Origin of the sequence: Pelagibaculum spongiae, assembly GCF_003097315.1 — a bacterium.
GTDB lineage: Bacteria > Pseudomonadota > Gammaproteobacteria > Enterobacterales > Pelagibaculaceae > Pelagibaculum > Pelagibaculum spongiae.
In genome coordinates this window covers 1-14,852 of sequence record NZ_QDDL01000012.1, presented here as the reverse complement: position 1 = coordinate 14,852, position 14,852 = coordinate 1, and the positions used below count along the sequence as shown (strand labels likewise).

Genomic DNA, 14,852 nt, shown 5'->3' with positions numbered 1-14,852 from the left:
TACCATTTCTCATTTACAGCTGAATGCTCAAATACCATTTTGGGCGCTGGACTACTTCCCAACGATTAAACAAGAATTGACCGGCGGGTATAACAAATTAGCAAGAGCTTTAGCAATCCATAGTTCGGCTGAAAATCGCAGCGAGCAGTAAAAGCCAACCCCTGCTCGCATACGAAATACGCAGATCCTATCATCGCTTGCCGCGACTAACCTCTAAAAGCAATGGGGCCACGCTACGATGAGTGTAAATTCTTGGTAGCATGCTACTTCAAGCATAAACAACATTTCGATTTTCATTATATAACGGACCTGAATTCAAGTCTTAAGCGATTAAGCTACTAGCTTGCCTGCTTATTTCCATACATTTGGTAGATGATGAATATGGCTACAACAATAATCAATGGCGGGAAAGCGATACATACAGCAACAGTCAATACAATGATACCGATACCAATAGCTATACCCAGAAGGTTTCCTAACAAAGAAATCAACATACTGATCAGCCCTTTAATCAAAGGGATTGCCACAAAAAAAATAATCAATAACACAACTACAAGACCAACAATGTACAACATTTTTTACTCGCTATGACTTAAGTTTAAATTACACGATCTGATTTTTTATGAGTGCCTACTGTAGCTTCAGTAACAGGACTCTACCTAACATGCTAAAAAGTATGGTAATACATCGATTTTTGGCGTGTCTCTGGTCGTGAATGCTGCTTTACTTACACACATATGGCTAAAAATGAATTACATATGCACTATTAAAGTTCATAATCATTTATGATAAATAATGTTACATGACCGAAGGCTTGTTTTATATAAGTTAAGTCAGTCAAAGGTTGCATAGCGAGGCTTTCATGATGTTATACGAGAGAGGCAATACTAAGTAAATATTGCTTGTTGTTTTGTAACCATTCAGCATAAATCATATGGCTTACGCTAGTTTACTATTTTGTTTCCGTGACTTACTCGACATTATAAATACGGCATCTTTATTGTTTTTATTGCAAGATAGCGATCTTCTGTTTTACAGCGCTGACACCTCATTTTGACCATCGATAAGATTAACATCACACAGACTTTAGATGATGCAAGGCTGGCGCTAAAGCAAGATCAGTTGATCTCAGCGTCGACCCGCGCCGTCTTTCAAATCATGTTGCTGGTGGTTGAGTTGATGGCAAATAATTAGGACTTAACAGTCGCAATAGCAGCATTCCTCCCTCTCAAGATATCAATCGCAAAAAGTCCGCTACAAGCAAACGCACAATCACCGGTAAAAAACCAGGCGGACAACCCGGCCATATTGGAAGCACGCTTGAGCCGGTTGATCATCCTGATGAAGTCGTCACGCTGCCTTTAGACAAGCGCAGCTTGCTTAAAGGGGAGTGCTGGGAATCGGTGGGTTATGAAGCTCGGCAAGTAATCGAGCCCAGATTATGAGAAATCAGCGGGGTCAACAACGCACGGCGACCTTTCCTGCTGATGCAAAGCGACCGATTCAATATGGGCATTCAGTCATTGCGCATGCAGTGTATCTATCGATGTACCAATTGATTCCTTACGAACGATTACAAAATCAATTTCAAGATATGTTTGGTGTTGATCTGAGTATGGGCACGTTGGTTAACTTTAATCAGCAGCTTGCTGAGCGCTTACATCGTGTTTTTAAGCCATTAGCAATTGAGCAAATTGCTTTAGCGGATGTGGCGTGTGCTGATGAGACTGGCGTCAATATCAATGCATCCCGCCACTGGGTTCACGGCATCTCCAGTACGCATTGGGCGCTATTAACACCCCATAAACAGAGAGGCGGATATTGGCGTGTTACCTCCCTTCAAAGGTGTATTGGTGCATGACCATTGGAGTGCTTATTTGCAATTTGAATGTCAGCATCAGTATTGCAATGCTCATTATCTTAGAGAATTGATTCGTGCCCATGAGCAAGATGATTGTCGATGGGCAAAACTGATGCATGCGCTACTTCTTAAAATCAATCAAGCGGTCACCGATGCGGGTGGTGAACTCTCAGAATCGGCCATCAAAGGGTATCGAAAGCGCTACCGTAGCTTGATTAAGCGGGGTGAGAAAGAAAGCCCGGTAAGACCAAGTGAAGCAGGCAAACGAGGTCGTCCCAAGCAAAGTAAAGCGAGAAATCTTCTGGATCGTTTACGCATTTATGAAGATGACACGTTGCGCTTTATGACCGATGCAAAGGTTCCCTTCACCAATAATCAAGGGGAGCGAGAGATACGAATGCTCAAGGTGCAGCAAAAGATATCGGGTTGTTTCCGATCGGCAGGGAGCGCAGAAAACTATCGTTTATTTAGATCCTATTTAAGCAGTTGTTTAAAGCATGGCGTGTCTGCATCTGAAGGCATTAATTTGCTGGCGAGAAATGAATGGCCTGAATTTATTAAGCAGCATCTGCAGTAATTAGCTTATTGAGCTGAATGGTTACGTTGTTTTTAATTGCCCTAAGCATGCGGCTGTATTTTGTTAGCAATATACTTGGGGTATGGCGAATAATATGATGTACTAGGATAGATAATAGTTAAAAAATAAAATGCATATCCAATTAAGAATTTTTTTCACGCCATAGCTAACATCAACTGCGATTGTGATATGTGGAATAGCAGCGATCGAGTTGGCGGCAACTGCTGAAGCAACACCAGCACTCGCACTCGCAGTAGTTGAAAAAAATGTTATAGGAATTTTCTCCCCGCTTTTCATTTGTGCGTTCAATTCGCTCGTTAGCACCATAAGCGTCTACTAAATGCTGCGCCCGCACGATATCGGAGTCAGCAAGTCTGTATCTTATGCCGGCTGCAATTATGTTCACTTAATCTCTCTGCTGTACTTCTACCATCAACAAATAACTATTTTCAATGAATCTTTGGCTGGCAATCAATATTTTTCAACGCTACTTAGGTTGTTCAAACTTGCCTCTCGATTATCTTTCTGCTGCTGAAAACACCTTAAAAAGGTTACTTTGGATAAACAGTCCAGTCAATAAATTATTTATATTTCTATATAAAATTAACTTAAACATGAGTTTGTAAATAATTCGTGTAATTTTATGAAAATCGGACAACTGGTTATTTACTGAAGAGAGAAGAGTATATATATTATTTGTACTCAATTAATCATCTGATACTTATATCCTTAGCGGATCACTTTATGTGATGCACAAAATTTCTTTTAGGATCTCTCCAAGTCAACGTTTAAGTCGTATCTAGTTAAAATATTTATATAGCGAACGTTCCGTTTGTCGTCTTTTTGTTTTCATTAATAATCCTAGATTCTATTTATGTAATTTATTGTTTTAATTCAAGCAAGCTATTCATTTGATCAATTGTGTATTTTATTTTCATAAAGTGATCCTAGAAAATAAACCGACAAACGGAAAAAACCCTTAATTATAATGCAATTGAAATAAAGATGACGCTTGCTTTCATTTTTTGATCTGGCAATATTTAAAAGCAGTTCAAGGCACCAAAGCACATATCATTTAATGCATGGTGTTTAAATTATTCCACATGACTAGGAGTTATCAATGGAAGTGATCACAGTGTATCGTGATGATGATCTCGACATTAAATTTACTGGAGAATTACTAGCTAGTGTAAAAAGCTGCCTCGATCGACAAAGTTCATCTTTTTCAGGGAGTGTCGGAAGGTGGAGCACACTAACGCTCTATAAAACTCAGGCTGGTAAATATGTCGGTAAAAAAATGGATGAATCACAATGGATAGGAGAAAAAACAAATTTCAGTGCTGCTGTTTTTGATGACCAATCTGAAATATTTAATTTTTTTGGAAGTGGCTGGCTGGCTGGCAAAAGAGCTTTACCACGATGCTGAAATTGAGCATGTTGAAGAAGTTGAATAGCTTACAGCTAAACGCTTAAATTAAAACGAAAATATATCTAAAATGATGTATGCTAGCGATGTGATGCCTATAGTTTTCTTTGACTGACTATAGCAAGCTTCAACTTATTAATTCTATCGGCTGTAATATTTAGAATCTATAGCCGAAAAGTATTCGTACCATTTTCACCTTCTTCGGGAATTTTATATTCTAACAGCAACTCCTTGATGATTTTTTCACCAATAATTCTACCCGGTTTACGCTATTGATCTCGCTGATATGCTGGTAATCTGCCGCGTCATCTACTAACTGTTCAAATATCTCGACAAGCAATGGATCTGCGTCCGGATACTTTTTCCTCAGATAGGTAATGTGAATTAATTAAATCAGGTTTTATTATTCGTCGCTAGATTTTAGCGCTACACTGTTATCCAGATCTGCAACGCTTCTATTAAATTCAACAAACTCGGTAGCCTGATTCTCATACTTTTCTATGGCATTCGAGAGAATGTCGATGAGTGGGCGATTAAGATCATACTCATTAATCAGCTGATCCATCAGTTCTAGTGCCATATCGTACTGCTGCTCACTCCAAATAAACTCTGTTTGAGCAAATAGCAAAATAGCCCTGTTTTTAACATCTGAAAAGTCCATTATTTTTCCCCTTAACATACCGATCTTGGAAATAAGCCTTTTAATTCAAGATGTCGGCACAAATAAGCATATTATGTCAATTTCATGAGTGAGTATACTTGCCGGTCTATTTGTCTCCGACAGGTTAAAAATCCATTAAATTCCTAACTCCGTTGCGGAAGCGACTGACAATTCATCTGCATGAGCTTTCCGGGGATCCATGCCCTGCAACAATTCCTGCTCGGAAAATGGCAGCTTCTTACGAGGCGTTTTATCTGGGTTCGCTTTGATAATAATTTGCTGGCCAATAATCTCGATAGTGATCGGGCTATTTATTTCAAGGTGAACTGCGGCGAGTAACTTGCTGGGCAATCTTACAGCTGCACTGTTGCCCCAGCGTTTAATTTCACTTTTCATCATATTGTTTTCTCAAGTTTGGCTAGTTGCTAATTTCGCATTGATCAATGTAGATCTCGAAGCCTCTAACTTATTTAAACGTGCCCGCTTTAGCCTGCGATCAATTTTTAACGTGATATCTGGTGTGTGTTACTTTGTTGAAAAATCATGGTGCCAACAAAATATTAGGGGGAGGATGCATGCAAAATTGCCTTGTGGCTTTTTGATATAAAAAGTTGGAAAAATATACATTATAGGTCACTACTGTCCGGTCATTGAATAGCAAGCCTCAGCTCGTGCTGTAGCGAGGCTTGCACCGGAGGTTCTGTTTCCGGCGGCTTCGTGATCAAATCTATCAAACATCGCCTGCTGGTCAGGTTCAAACTGATAAGCTTGGCAATCCCTTGTAAGGATCTCTTGCTCGTACTTCCAATTTGAGCCAGTCGCAGCAATAAATAACCAATCATTGCTACCAGAATCTGAATCTTCACCGCATTTTCCGAGCGACCTACAAACCGTTTTATTTTTAGGTTTTGTTTGATCCATTTAAAAAATAATTCAACTTGCCAGCGTGATTTATATAGCGCAGCAATCTCTTGTGCCTCACACTTTAAATCATTGCTAATAAATGTCAGTTCCTTGCCATCTTCTTCTCGGATAATCGTTATTCGACGAAGGTTCTGTGGACACTTTTTGCCTGCAAGACCACTTAATTTAATCACTTGATCATGAAGAAGGTTGGGCTGATTGACGGCTCTTTCTTCAATGATTTCATATTTAGCATTGCTTTTCATTCGCCCTACAAATCGGGTGTTTTGCTGGCAAAGCATATAATACCAAGCGTAATCATTGTACGCTTGATCATTCACATCTAACAGCATCAAAAGCGTTCTTAGCCACTTTCTTTCAATGAACAGGTCTTTCTGTAGAAAATATATAAAACGTCTTCTAAACGCAGCTCAAGAAAGTCATCAGACTGCGTTAGCAGCCTGGCAGGACTTGAATGAGCAGAGCAAACGATAGTGCGCCCCAGTTTATATGCTAGTTATATGTTAGAAAATTGAATCAAGTGAGTCTCATCAGAGACGAATGTTTGTTATTTATAAATAACTACATAGTAGTTATATAGTTATGTCGACAAAATCAAAGCTTAAAGTTAGGAAATTTCCTAACTTTAAGCTTAGTTTTAGGAGACCAAAGCTTAGTTTGAGGAAACTAAAGCTTAGTTTGAGGAAAAATCAAAAACCAAATAGCTTAAAGTTAGGAAATCATCCAACTTTTAAGCTTAAAGTTAGGAAATTTACTTAACCGGATATTATTCAGCATTGCCAAGACAATTGGCCGCAACTGTTCAATCGACCAAGAGCCCTGCAAGGAAGCTGACATCGGCAATACCACGCTAGGTGCTTTGGGCGTAATGACTTTGCCTTTACGCTTGAGGATCGGAATATGATATTCCAGAATTTCATGCGCTGAGCGCCGCTGTGCCAGTCGATGGGTTGTGCGGCTGCCAATGATTTCATATTCATCAGCATGAGGGCCTTTTAGTTCGTCGGGCTGAACATGAATGACTGTGACAGGCACCGATTCATCAAAGCGCAAGCCACTATCGCTCACTTCATCGCCAGTACGTTGCTTTTTGGCTTTACCGCGCTGGTAGGTAATCGTTTGCTTTTTTTCGTCTGATGGGCCTGACGTAGACTCTGCTTCCCAGCCGCTTAAACTGTCCTGATACAGGTTTTCAATCAGGCGTTTTTCAGATTTTTCACCAAAAAATTGTTTCTTGAGCCAATCGATGTTTTGCTGCAGCGTGCGAACGCTTTCCTGTAATTCCTGATTATTATGTTCCAGATGACGATTGTTTTCATCCAATACATAAACACGCGCCACCAATTGTTCTGGAGACGCACTTTTTTTACCTGAATACCTTCAAGAATTAATTGAAGATCTGTTGGCGTCATCTGATGACAGAATCCTGTTTTTTGCTGAGGATTAAACTGTCCTTGTTCTAGCCTTTTACTCCACAAACAAAAGCCATCACGATCAAAGTAAAGGATACGAATTTGCGTCTTACGACGATTAATAAACACAAAGTAATCACCGCTGACAGGTGACTGTTTCATTTGTTGTCGCGCCAATGCCGTCAGCCCGTTGAATGACTTTCGCATATCCACCGGTTCAGCATACAACCAGATTTTTTGTTGGGCAGGAAACGCCAACATTACTGCTGGCTCAACTTGAGTTCGACGCCATTGCCCAGGGATAACACAATATTCCAGCCAGGCAGTCGCTGGTTGGCCAATGCAGACAGGTCAGAGTTTTTAAACGAATGAATTAGTGCTTGCCACTGTTTGCGGGAACGACGAGGTTGACGGGCTGCAGACATGGAAAAAACCTTTGTTAATAAAAACCAACATCAGGCTACTACTGGCGGGAGGTCAAAAACAGAACGCCTTCAAATGACCGGTTACCCATTAATCACAGGTTGACAAAGCGTTCTGGTGATTATTTTTTATACAGGGAGTCTGGGACGATATTCCACGGTAGTAAATCGTCAAATGCCTGATGGTCTGCCAATCTTTTTGGAAGCTCTGTCAATACCTGCGTTAACCAGTTGTACTGATTATGCCCACAAGCTTTCGCGGTTTCTGTCAAACTGTAAAGCACCGCACTGCTTTGCGCGCCAGCTTCGGTGTCGCTAAACAGCCAGTTTTTCAGCTAATTACAAACGGACGGATCGTATTTTCTGCGGTGTTATTATCAATTTCTAAATGCCCGTCTTCGCAATAACGAATCAGGTATTTCCAGTTTTTATTTAAATAGCTTAGCGCCATAGCCACTTTATCAGGTTTGTCGCTTTTACTTTTACCTTGAACCTTTTCCGCTTCTTTAAATTTGCAACGTGCATGCGATATACAGCGCAGCGTTTCGATAACATCACTGAGATTAAATGGCAATCATCACAAGTGATTATTACGAAAAATCAAATTGCGGCTCAATGCGCATTTAAAAAATATTGATTACCAGTAACTTAGAAGATTAACTAAAAGTTAGCTGCAATGGCTAGATCACAAGAAAAAACTATTCGCTGTATAGCTAATGGTGTAGTAATTTAACTGGATGGAATTAAAAAATGCAGTAGATTTGCTAGGCTCTACTATAAAAAACTAATTTATGAATAAAGTATTTTAATTTTTATTCATCATTTCAGTAAGTTGATCAGCCATTCCTTTACCAAAAGGCCCTTCAGCTTGTTCTGCAAGTTTTTTTGACTCTTCTGATAATAAAGATTTGTCTGTATCAATAATGATAGGTTCTAGAGAAATTTTTGAACGCTTTCGTTTCTGTGTTTTGGGTTTTAATTTACCAATTTCTTTTAAGTCTTGAGTTAACATTTGTAATCCAATTTCATTTTGAAACAAAATACCTTCTTTTGACCAGTGTAGTAGGCGAGGTTTGGTAAATTGTTGATCAGCAGACAAATAATTAGCTTTTATATGCCGCATTCGAATTGAATCTGGATGATTTTTTAAATCTCGATCGAGATAAATATGCAGCTTAGATTTAGATAGGGTTGAAGATAAACCTGAGCCTGCAACGCTGTTAATTATTTCCTTGCCCCTGGCAACTTCTTTGGTTGGATGGTGCACAACCAATAGTGCTACGTCAGCTTCCTTTGCCAACTTTTCCAATGCAGTTTTAATGTAGTAATCGTCCTTTACTTCATCAGCTGAACCTGTCGCATCACGCAATGTATCTATAACGACCAAATCATAGTTACGTGCTTTTTCGATCAATTGCTGAAGAGCTAAATAAGCTTTTGTTTCTTCGGTAGAATTTTGCAAATGTCCAGCACAGCAAATAGCTTCTTCCTCACCATAAAATGCAACATATTTTTCGAGGTGTATTTTTATTTCTATTGAGAATGCAGCCAAGTGTTGCTTTATGCGTGGGAGAATTCCAGGCACTGTGTCTTCGATTGGCCAAATCAGGGTTTTTAGAGGGGGCTGATCAGATTCAATTAATCCCAATAATTGACTATTAGGTTGCGCTAGTTCATAAGCAATTGACATACAGAAAAAACTTTTCCCTGTGTCTGGCGGAGCAATCACAAAACCGACTGCACCGCGATACAGCCCTTTAAGAATAGTTTCACGACTACTTTGTAGTGCGACTTCTACATCTGTTTCTGAAAAGCGAATTATATTCTGTTTATCTTGTATCTCTGATATCACTACTTAAGCCCTTTATTATCTTCACCTAAATATACGAGCATAACGTCTGCCTTTCCGTTTTCCCGGATTCTTTCTTGTAATAGTAAATTAAAGTCTTTAAGCAATATCTCTTTTTTTTCAATTACTTCACTAAGAGTATTATTGATATGTCGTGACAAATGTTGCTTGGAAATTCTGACTTTATTTGAGTAATAGTTTCTGATTAGATCCGTCAGATATTTACCATGTAAATACTCGCGTTTATGCGCATCAAGCCATTTGGCAAAATCAGTGACACTGTGCTTGCCAGTTAACTGTGGATAAACTTTCAAGAACCGATTGCGGCTGATAGCACCTTCTTGCCGTAGTGAGGCTGTGAAATTTTTATCAACTCCAACAATTAAATGAGTAATTGTGTCATTACGGATTGAACGCTTGTTCTTGACTACTGATGGAACCAGCAAAGGGATAAATTTGCTATCAACAAGCTGAATGCGAGAATGATACTTTGGCAAAGTTTTCCCATCTTTCTCATAGTCAAGCATTAGCAACATTTGAGAAAGTCGTGTCAAACGTTTAATGACAGTTTTTTTATTAGCTTTCTGATTTTTCAGATTGAGAAATTCAAATAGCCGCCCGAAGTCACATAAAAAATAATCATAAATGCCGGTGAAGATTTTTGTATCAAGCATGTTGAAATATTGTTGGGGAAGTTTATCAAGATCAATATCCAACTGAGCTAGTTCGATAGCTTGGCGCAATGTCAAACCGGATAGATCTTTATACATCCCGCCAACACTCACTAGAGCTTCTAATAAATGACGATCATCGGCTAGACAGACCGCGCTGTAAACATCTAATCGGACCGCATCAAATTCGCGTTGGCTGGAGCCCTTATTCCAATAATGTTTTTCAATTTTGGTGCTCAGTAAAGGCTTTTCTGCAAGCAACTGCTTCTCGAGCATGTCTTGGTCTGATGAAATTCGATTGATTAGATCACGGGGAATGCGACCAGGCAGGAAAATACAATCCATAAGCGTTGTTGTTGCAGGTGTTTCAGCGAAAGCTTTATTGACTACTTCAGCTGGATAATAGCCACTTAGCAGATCTGCTTGTTCAGTCATTTATATTCTCAGGCGTACAGTACTATTTAAGCATATAGCTTAACTTTAGGAAAAGCGAGTTACGCATTCCTACAATTAAGCTTAGATTTTGAAATCAAGAATTTCATTTCCTGATTTTAAGCTTAATTTTAGGAACTTGTTATACTTAATTTTTACTTTTCCTAAAATTAAGCTACCTATGAAATGTATTCTCTCATGAGAGAATGACTGCTTAGATAAGCTGACTATGAGTTTTGAGGGGCTGGTAATTCTCTTTGTTATCTTGGAAAATCCAGAGCATGTGACCAAGATGCGATGTTGCCTGAATAGTCAAAGATTAGTAATGAGAAATTAAGAGATTGGCGTCATACAACTAGAATGGTTTGGTATTGAATCGATAATATGCATTGGTTAGGTCATTTTCTCATTAGAGTGCTTCCCCCCTCCCCTCTTCCAAATGTACTTTTAATGATGGTAATTGGATTTGCTCGAAATATTGCTTTCGGTTGTATATAGGTAAGGGTGTGGAAATAAATAGTCTTTCTGTGCCCTCTCGTAAGTCATCCCTGAGCCTGGCGAAGCGTGAAATTTTGTTGGCAAGTTGCTATTCGCTTCGCTCATGAGGGATATCTGCTAAAAAAATATTAAATTTGTGTCTCAGGACACAATTGGAAATTTGATTTTCTGGTGTATGTCGGTAATCGATAGCCATATTGAGGTCTGCGGGTTACCTCGTACCTGTTGATATAAAATTTGTAACTCTCTCATGAGAGAATAGAAATACAATGGTCTTACAGGTAACAAGTTTTTGTGTTACACCTAACGTAAATTAAAGTATTAAATTTTCCCTAAAATCTCTTGGTCATGGGCACTTCGGAGACGCAATGCGAATTTACAACTGGAAATAGCTGTAACGTTAAAACGTTACAGCTAACGGAATAAAAGAAAGTTACTTCCCATTTCACGCATGATGAATAAATAAACTGTGTGATTTTGATGTTAAGAATTCTCTCATGAGAGAATTAATGGCAATGATGCAACATCGCAATTTCAATCAAAAATAATCATTCAGGGTGATTTTCTAGTTTAGGAGCAAAATGAGGCAGCACTCTTTTTCAGTGCTATCGCATCCCAACGAAAACTTGCGGCCATGTGTATCATGAAGTAAGTCATCCACCTCACATCAAACTAAGCGATTAATCCTAATGATTTCGGCATGAGCTTAATTTTATCTGTGTCCTGAGACACATGGTCGCAAGCTTACTATTTCTTAATTCTATGTCTAGTAGCCGTAAAGTGATTCCTTTGCATAGATTTTGTACTGTTTGGCCAGTAGCTAACAGTAGATTTGGCTGCTGGATAAAAAGCTATTACATCATCTAGCTCGCACCAGTTTCAATCGGGAGTGAAAGTATTCATCAAGATGTCTTTTGCTAAACAATAACGAAATTCTCTCATGAGAGAATTTTTCTCAATTATGTTGTTTTTGCTTCAACTCAAATTCGGCTATTGATTTTTTTCTTGTTACTCTTGCATAGCATCAAAAAATGAACCTATAATAATTGCGATATAAAATAATTAATGAAGCTAAATTTGGGGAGCATGAACTGATGGCAGGTAAAGTTTTGGCAGTTGCAAATGAGAAAGGAGGCGTTGGCAAAACGACTTGCTCAGTACAACTTGCACTAGAGTTGGCAGAGCTAGGCTTTAAAGTCTGCTTAGTTGATAATGATCCTTCGGGGGATGCGACAACCGCTTTGTGCGGCAATAAAGTGCCGACAGTAATTTGCCAAGGCAACCGTCCTGAAGCCACAGCCAATACAATTAAGCTCTATTCGAAAGACAGTGAGTTTGAGCCGCTGGAAATATCGAAAAATCTTTCTTTGCTTGGTGCTACAGATGCACTTTCGCTGTTGAAAGGTGCAGATATGGAACCAGCCTACGATTTCTGTGACTCGCTGGATATGCTCCGAGAAGCGTATGATTTTGTTCTAATTGACTGCCCCCCATCGTTTGGATTGTTATTTACTGCTGCAATGCTCGGCTGTATTTCTGGCGGAGTTGTTGTTCCTGTAATTCCTGATGACTTATCTTTTAAAGCAGCGAAAAAGGTTAAAAACAGGATAGATCAAATGAATGATCGTATGCATCTTGGTTTGCAAATTGTTGGCGTTTTGGCAAATAAAGTAGTCAATAATCCAATGCCGCAATCTGTTAAGCACTATTTAAGTAAATTGAAAGAAGAGTTTGGTGATATTGCTTTAGATACTCATATTAATCAAACGGTTAAAATATCAGATGCAATTGCGCTGCAAGAAAAAGTCAGCAATTATGCGAAGAAAAGCTCTAAGCCAGCCAAACAAATCACTGCAGTAACTAAAGAAATTCTGACTAAGCTGGAGAGCTAATTCATGACTTCATTCATCAAACGAAAAGAAGCGAAAGACCAAGCTCAAAAAGAGAAAAGTGACAAAAAAATCGAGCGCCAAGTAACAAATCTTGACGACTTTTTGTTAGATCAGCCGAATATGGCTGGAGTTGTAAATATTTATGACCGTCACTTGATTAAAAAGCCATTTAATAAATTCTATGTTGATGATCAGGTTAGAAAAAAAATTGATCCACAAGAGCTCGAAGAGCGGGCTGCATCAATGCGTGCTAATGGTCAGTTGCAGGCAATTATTGTCTATCCTGCCGATGAAGAGGGCCCAAATCGCGGCAAGCACAAAATTGATAAGGGCGAATGTCGTTGGCGGGCATCTCAGTTAATTGAAGGGTTTGAATTGGAAGCGGTTGTTGACCCGCTGGCACCGAAGCGCAACCGACAAAAGAGAATTGTTGGTCAGATTATTGAAAATGATCAGCGGGCCGATCTGCAACCTTTGGAGCTGGCACTGGCCTTGTCTGAGCTGATTGCTCAAGGTTTGAATCAAGAAGAAATTGCTGAAGAACTAGGTTGGATTACGCGCTCAAAAAAACCAAACATTAATAAAGTCAGTCGGATTTTAAGCATTAATAAATTGCCTGAAGAGGGTAAAAATCTAGCTGAAGATGGCGTCGTAACTGATCTGATTACTCTGGAATTTTTGCGCAAGATTTCTGAAATTAACAACAAAAAATTTATGTTGTTGTGTGATCTAGCACGAGAAGGAGAGGGGATTAGTCGCAAGCGAGTCGAACAAGAATATAAGCAGTGTAAAAATGTTTCTGAAACGGGTAATGCTGAAATTACTGTAAGCACTCAAGTTGAAAAGAGCGAAGTTAATCAGCCAACTGAAACTTTCGGTACGCAACGAAAATCGGTAGAAGTTACAAACCAACAATCTGCGACAGCTACTGATAGGCAATCATCGCTCTCTCATGAGGGAAGTATCGATACTTCATCAAAGAGACAACCTTCGAAAATCCAAGCTAGAGATCATGCTACTCAAGCAGCTACTAAAATAATTCCGGAGCTTCCACTATTAGAAGTGGAATGGCGGGAGATGCAGCGTGCGCAACTGCTACTAGACCGCCAACCAGAAGCATCTGGCATGGTTTGGATTAAGCTATTAAAGAGTGGTGATATTATTTCTGCTGAATTAGATGATATTAAAATCAAATCAGTCAAAATTGCTGGAAAATAGTAGGTGGCTGAATTGACTTCCGATATTAAAAGAAAATATTCAATTATTACGGCGATCGCTATTGGAAATATGCCAACACTTTTAGATATTTCTGAAATTACAAAAATACCAGGATCATCTTTAAAGCGTCAAATCTCTCAACTGCGTTCAGATTATGATATGGATATACGCTTTATTGTTGATAGTAATACAAAAGGTCGCAGCGGATATTATCATATTTCTCATTGGGGTGTGTTTGACCGCACAGAATTTTTAGTGCGTTTTTCCAATGTTTTGGATCAGTAATGAAATATTGCCTCGCTGATAATATCGATCAAGCATTACAAAACCTACAAGCTCCAATTAAAGCAGGTATCAGTGATATGCAAATTGCTGAGACATTATTTTTCTTGTCACAACAGAAATTCAGTTCATTGCAGTTGGCGCAAATTACTGGAATTAAAGACTATAAAATTCGACATTATATCCGCATTGCCAGAAAACTAGTTCCAGAGGTTAAATTGCTGCTATATAAAGGTAAAATAACTTTTTCTATGGCGCGTGTACTTGCCTCAATTAAAGATGAAGAGCAAGAAGATCAAGCGCGTAAAGCATTGCGTTTAGGCACCAGTGTTCAGAGATTTCGAGACAAGGTAAAGAAGGGACCTGAATTTGAAAATCAAAAGGATAAAGAATATTTTACTTCTCTTGCAGCAAAACTTTCAGAACAAGCAGGTTTTCCAATTAAAATAATTCCAGATAAAAATAATAAAAATTCAGGAATATTTTCAATTCAATTTTCTGATCTTACAGGTTTTGATGCGATCTGCCATCGAATGAAATTGAATATAGAAGACTTATAGCTAGTTAGCAGAACAAGTCGTATATCAAGAATGACAACAGCGGTATTTTTCAAGGTAGTTGTCCCTTTTTAGATTAATTTATACCCGCCCTTTCTCTTTCTGGATTTAAAGCGACTTCATTTATATGGCTCCAATCCCTGATTGCGCCTGGCCATCGCTCTGGATGT

The 14,852-nt window shown here is 38.9% G+C and carries 18 protein-coding genes and 2 pseudogenes; 8 read left to right on the top strand and 12 right to left on the bottom strand.

The features are described from left to right. Positions 1–338 precede the first annotated feature (338 nt). Positions 339–575: a hypothetical protein gene (locus DC094_RS19310; RefSeq protein ID WP_116688773.1), complete on the bottom strand. Its 237-nt coding sequence runs from the start codon at positions 573–575 to the stop codon at positions 339–341. Between the two features lie 627 nt (positions 576–1,202). On the opposite strand from DC094_RS19310, the pseudogene DC094_RS22950 reads away from it, so the two are divergent. The 3 genes and pseudogenes from DC094_RS22950 to DC094_RS22450 form a co-directional block, all read left to right on the top strand. Continuing rightward, a pseudogene (locus DC094_RS22950) lies at positions 1,203–1,445 on the top strand (IS66 family transposase); the annotation flags it as partial. Continuing rightward, positions 1,442–1,861, top strand: a complete 420-nt coding sequence (locus DC094_RS22740; protein ID WP_206605710.1) for an IS66 family transposase — start codon at positions 1,442–1,444, stop codon at positions 1,859–1,861. The pseudogene DC094_RS22950 and the gene DC094_RS22740, both read left to right, overlap by 4 nt. Beyond that, positions 1,827–2,438, top strand: a complete 612-nt coding sequence (locus DC094_RS22450; RefSeq protein WP_206605709.1) for an IS66 family transposase — start codon at positions 1,827–1,829, stop codon at positions 2,436–2,438. The genes DC094_RS22740 and DC094_RS22450 overlap by 35 nt, the downstream gene beginning before the upstream one ends. 102 nt (positions 2,439–2,540) lie before the next feature. Here DC094_RS22450 and DC094_RS19300 read toward each other — a convergent pair whose 3' ends face one another. Then, a complete protein-coding gene (locus DC094_RS19300; protein WP_133245629.1) occupies positions 2,541–2,735 on the bottom strand; it encodes a hypothetical protein in 195 nt (64 codons plus the stop codon). Positions 2,736–3,558: 823 nt separating this feature from the next. Here DC094_RS19300 and DC094_RS21920 point away from each other — a divergent pair. After that, entirely contained in the window at positions 3,559–3,864 is a 306-nt protein-coding gene (locus DC094_RS21920; RefSeq protein WP_133245628.1) for a hypothetical protein, read from the top strand. Positions 3,865–4,267: 403 nt separating this feature from the next. Here DC094_RS21920 and DC094_RS19295 read toward each other — a convergent pair whose 3' ends face one another. The 10 genes and pseudogenes from DC094_RS19295 to DC094_RS19255 form a co-directional block, all read right to left on the bottom strand. Continuing rightward, positions 4,268–4,525 (bottom strand): hypothetical protein, encoded by a 258-nt coding sequence (locus DC094_RS19295; protein WP_116688771.1) that lies wholly within the window; start codon positions 4,523–4,525, stop codon positions 4,268–4,270. Between the two features lie 135 nt (positions 4,526–4,660). Then, entirely contained in the window at positions 4,661–4,921 is a 261-nt protein-coding gene (locus tag DC094_RS19290) for an AbrB/MazE/SpoVT family DNA-binding domain-containing protein (RefSeq protein WP_116688770.1), read from the bottom strand. A 251-nt stretch (positions 4,922–5,172) separates the two neighbouring features. Then, complete coding sequence (locus tag DC094_RS19285; RefSeq protein ID WP_255420952.1) at positions 5,173–5,811, bottom strand: IS4 family transposase; 639 nt, start codon at positions 5,809–5,811, stop codon at positions 5,173–5,175. Between the two features lie 349 nt (positions 5,812–6,160). After that, positions 6,161–6,790, bottom strand: coding sequence for a hypothetical protein (locus DC094_RS22645; RefSeq protein WP_241504094.1), 630 nt, complete (start codon positions 6,788–6,790; stop codon positions 6,161–6,163). 26 nt (positions 6,791–6,816) lie between these two features. After that, positions 6,817–7,122, bottom strand: a pseudogene (gene tnpB, locus DC094_RS22945) (IS66 family insertion sequence element accessory protein TnpB); the annotation flags it as partial. Beyond that, complete coding sequence (locus tag DC094_RS22290; RefSeq protein WP_170114606.1) at positions 7,122–7,286, bottom strand: hypothetical protein; 165 nt, start codon at positions 7,284–7,286, stop codon at positions 7,122–7,124. The pseudogene tnpB and the gene DC094_RS22290, both read right to left, overlap by 1 nt. A gap of 119 nt (positions 7,287–7,405) precedes the next feature. Next, positions 7,406–7,567: a transposase domain-containing protein gene (locus DC094_RS22940; protein ID WP_369406229.1), complete on the bottom strand. Its 162-nt coding sequence runs from the start codon at positions 7,565–7,567 to the stop codon at positions 7,406–7,408. Positions 7,568–7,614: 47 nt separating this feature from the next. After that, entirely contained in the window at positions 7,615–7,857 is a 243-nt protein-coding gene (locus DC094_RS19265) for an IS66 family transposase (RefSeq protein WP_116688765.1), read from the bottom strand. A gap of 231 nt (positions 7,858–8,088) precedes the next feature. Continuing rightward, complete coding sequence (locus DC094_RS19260) at positions 8,089–9,135, bottom strand: AAA family ATPase (protein WP_206605708.1); 1,047 nt, start codon at positions 9,133–9,135, stop codon at positions 8,089–8,091. Next, the gene (locus tag DC094_RS19255) at positions 9,135–10,079 is read right to left on the bottom strand and encodes a hypothetical protein (RefSeq protein WP_206605707.1); all 945 of its coding nucleotides are present in this window, start codon (positions 10,077–10,079) and stop codon (positions 9,135–9,137) included. Before DC094_RS19255 ends, DC094_RS19260 begins: the two co-directional genes overlap by 1 nt. Positions 10,080–11,827: 1,748 nt before the next feature. Between DC094_RS19255 and DC094_RS19250 the strand changes: the two genes are divergently transcribed. Genes DC094_RS19250 through DC094_RS19235 form a run of 4 tightly spaced genes read left to right on the top strand, consistent with a single transcriptional unit; the run spans position 11,828 to position 14,685 of the window. Further along, positions 11,828–12,625, top strand: a complete 798-nt coding sequence (locus DC094_RS19250) for a ParA family protein (RefSeq protein ID WP_116688763.1) — start codon at positions 11,828–11,830, stop codon at positions 12,623–12,625. Positions 12,626–12,628: 3 nt separating this feature from the next. Further along, entirely contained in the window at positions 12,629–13,843 is a 1,215-nt protein-coding gene (locus tag DC094_RS19245) for a ParB/RepB/Spo0J family partition protein (RefSeq protein ID WP_116688762.1), read from the top strand. A gap of 3 nt (positions 13,844–13,846) precedes the next feature. Further along, the gene (locus DC094_RS19240; protein WP_116688761.1) at positions 13,847–14,128 is read left to right on the top strand and encodes a helix-turn-helix domain-containing protein; all 282 of its coding nucleotides are present in this window, start codon (positions 13,847–13,849) and stop codon (positions 14,126–14,128) included. After that, the gene (locus DC094_RS19235) at positions 14,128–14,685 is read left to right on the top strand and encodes a ParB-like helix-turn-helix domain-containing protein (RefSeq protein WP_116688760.1); all 558 of its coding nucleotides are present in this window, start codon (positions 14,128–14,130) and stop codon (positions 14,683–14,685) included. The genes DC094_RS19240 and DC094_RS19235 overlap by 1 nt, the downstream gene beginning before the upstream one ends. Positions 14,686–14,852 lie beyond the last annotated feature (167 nt).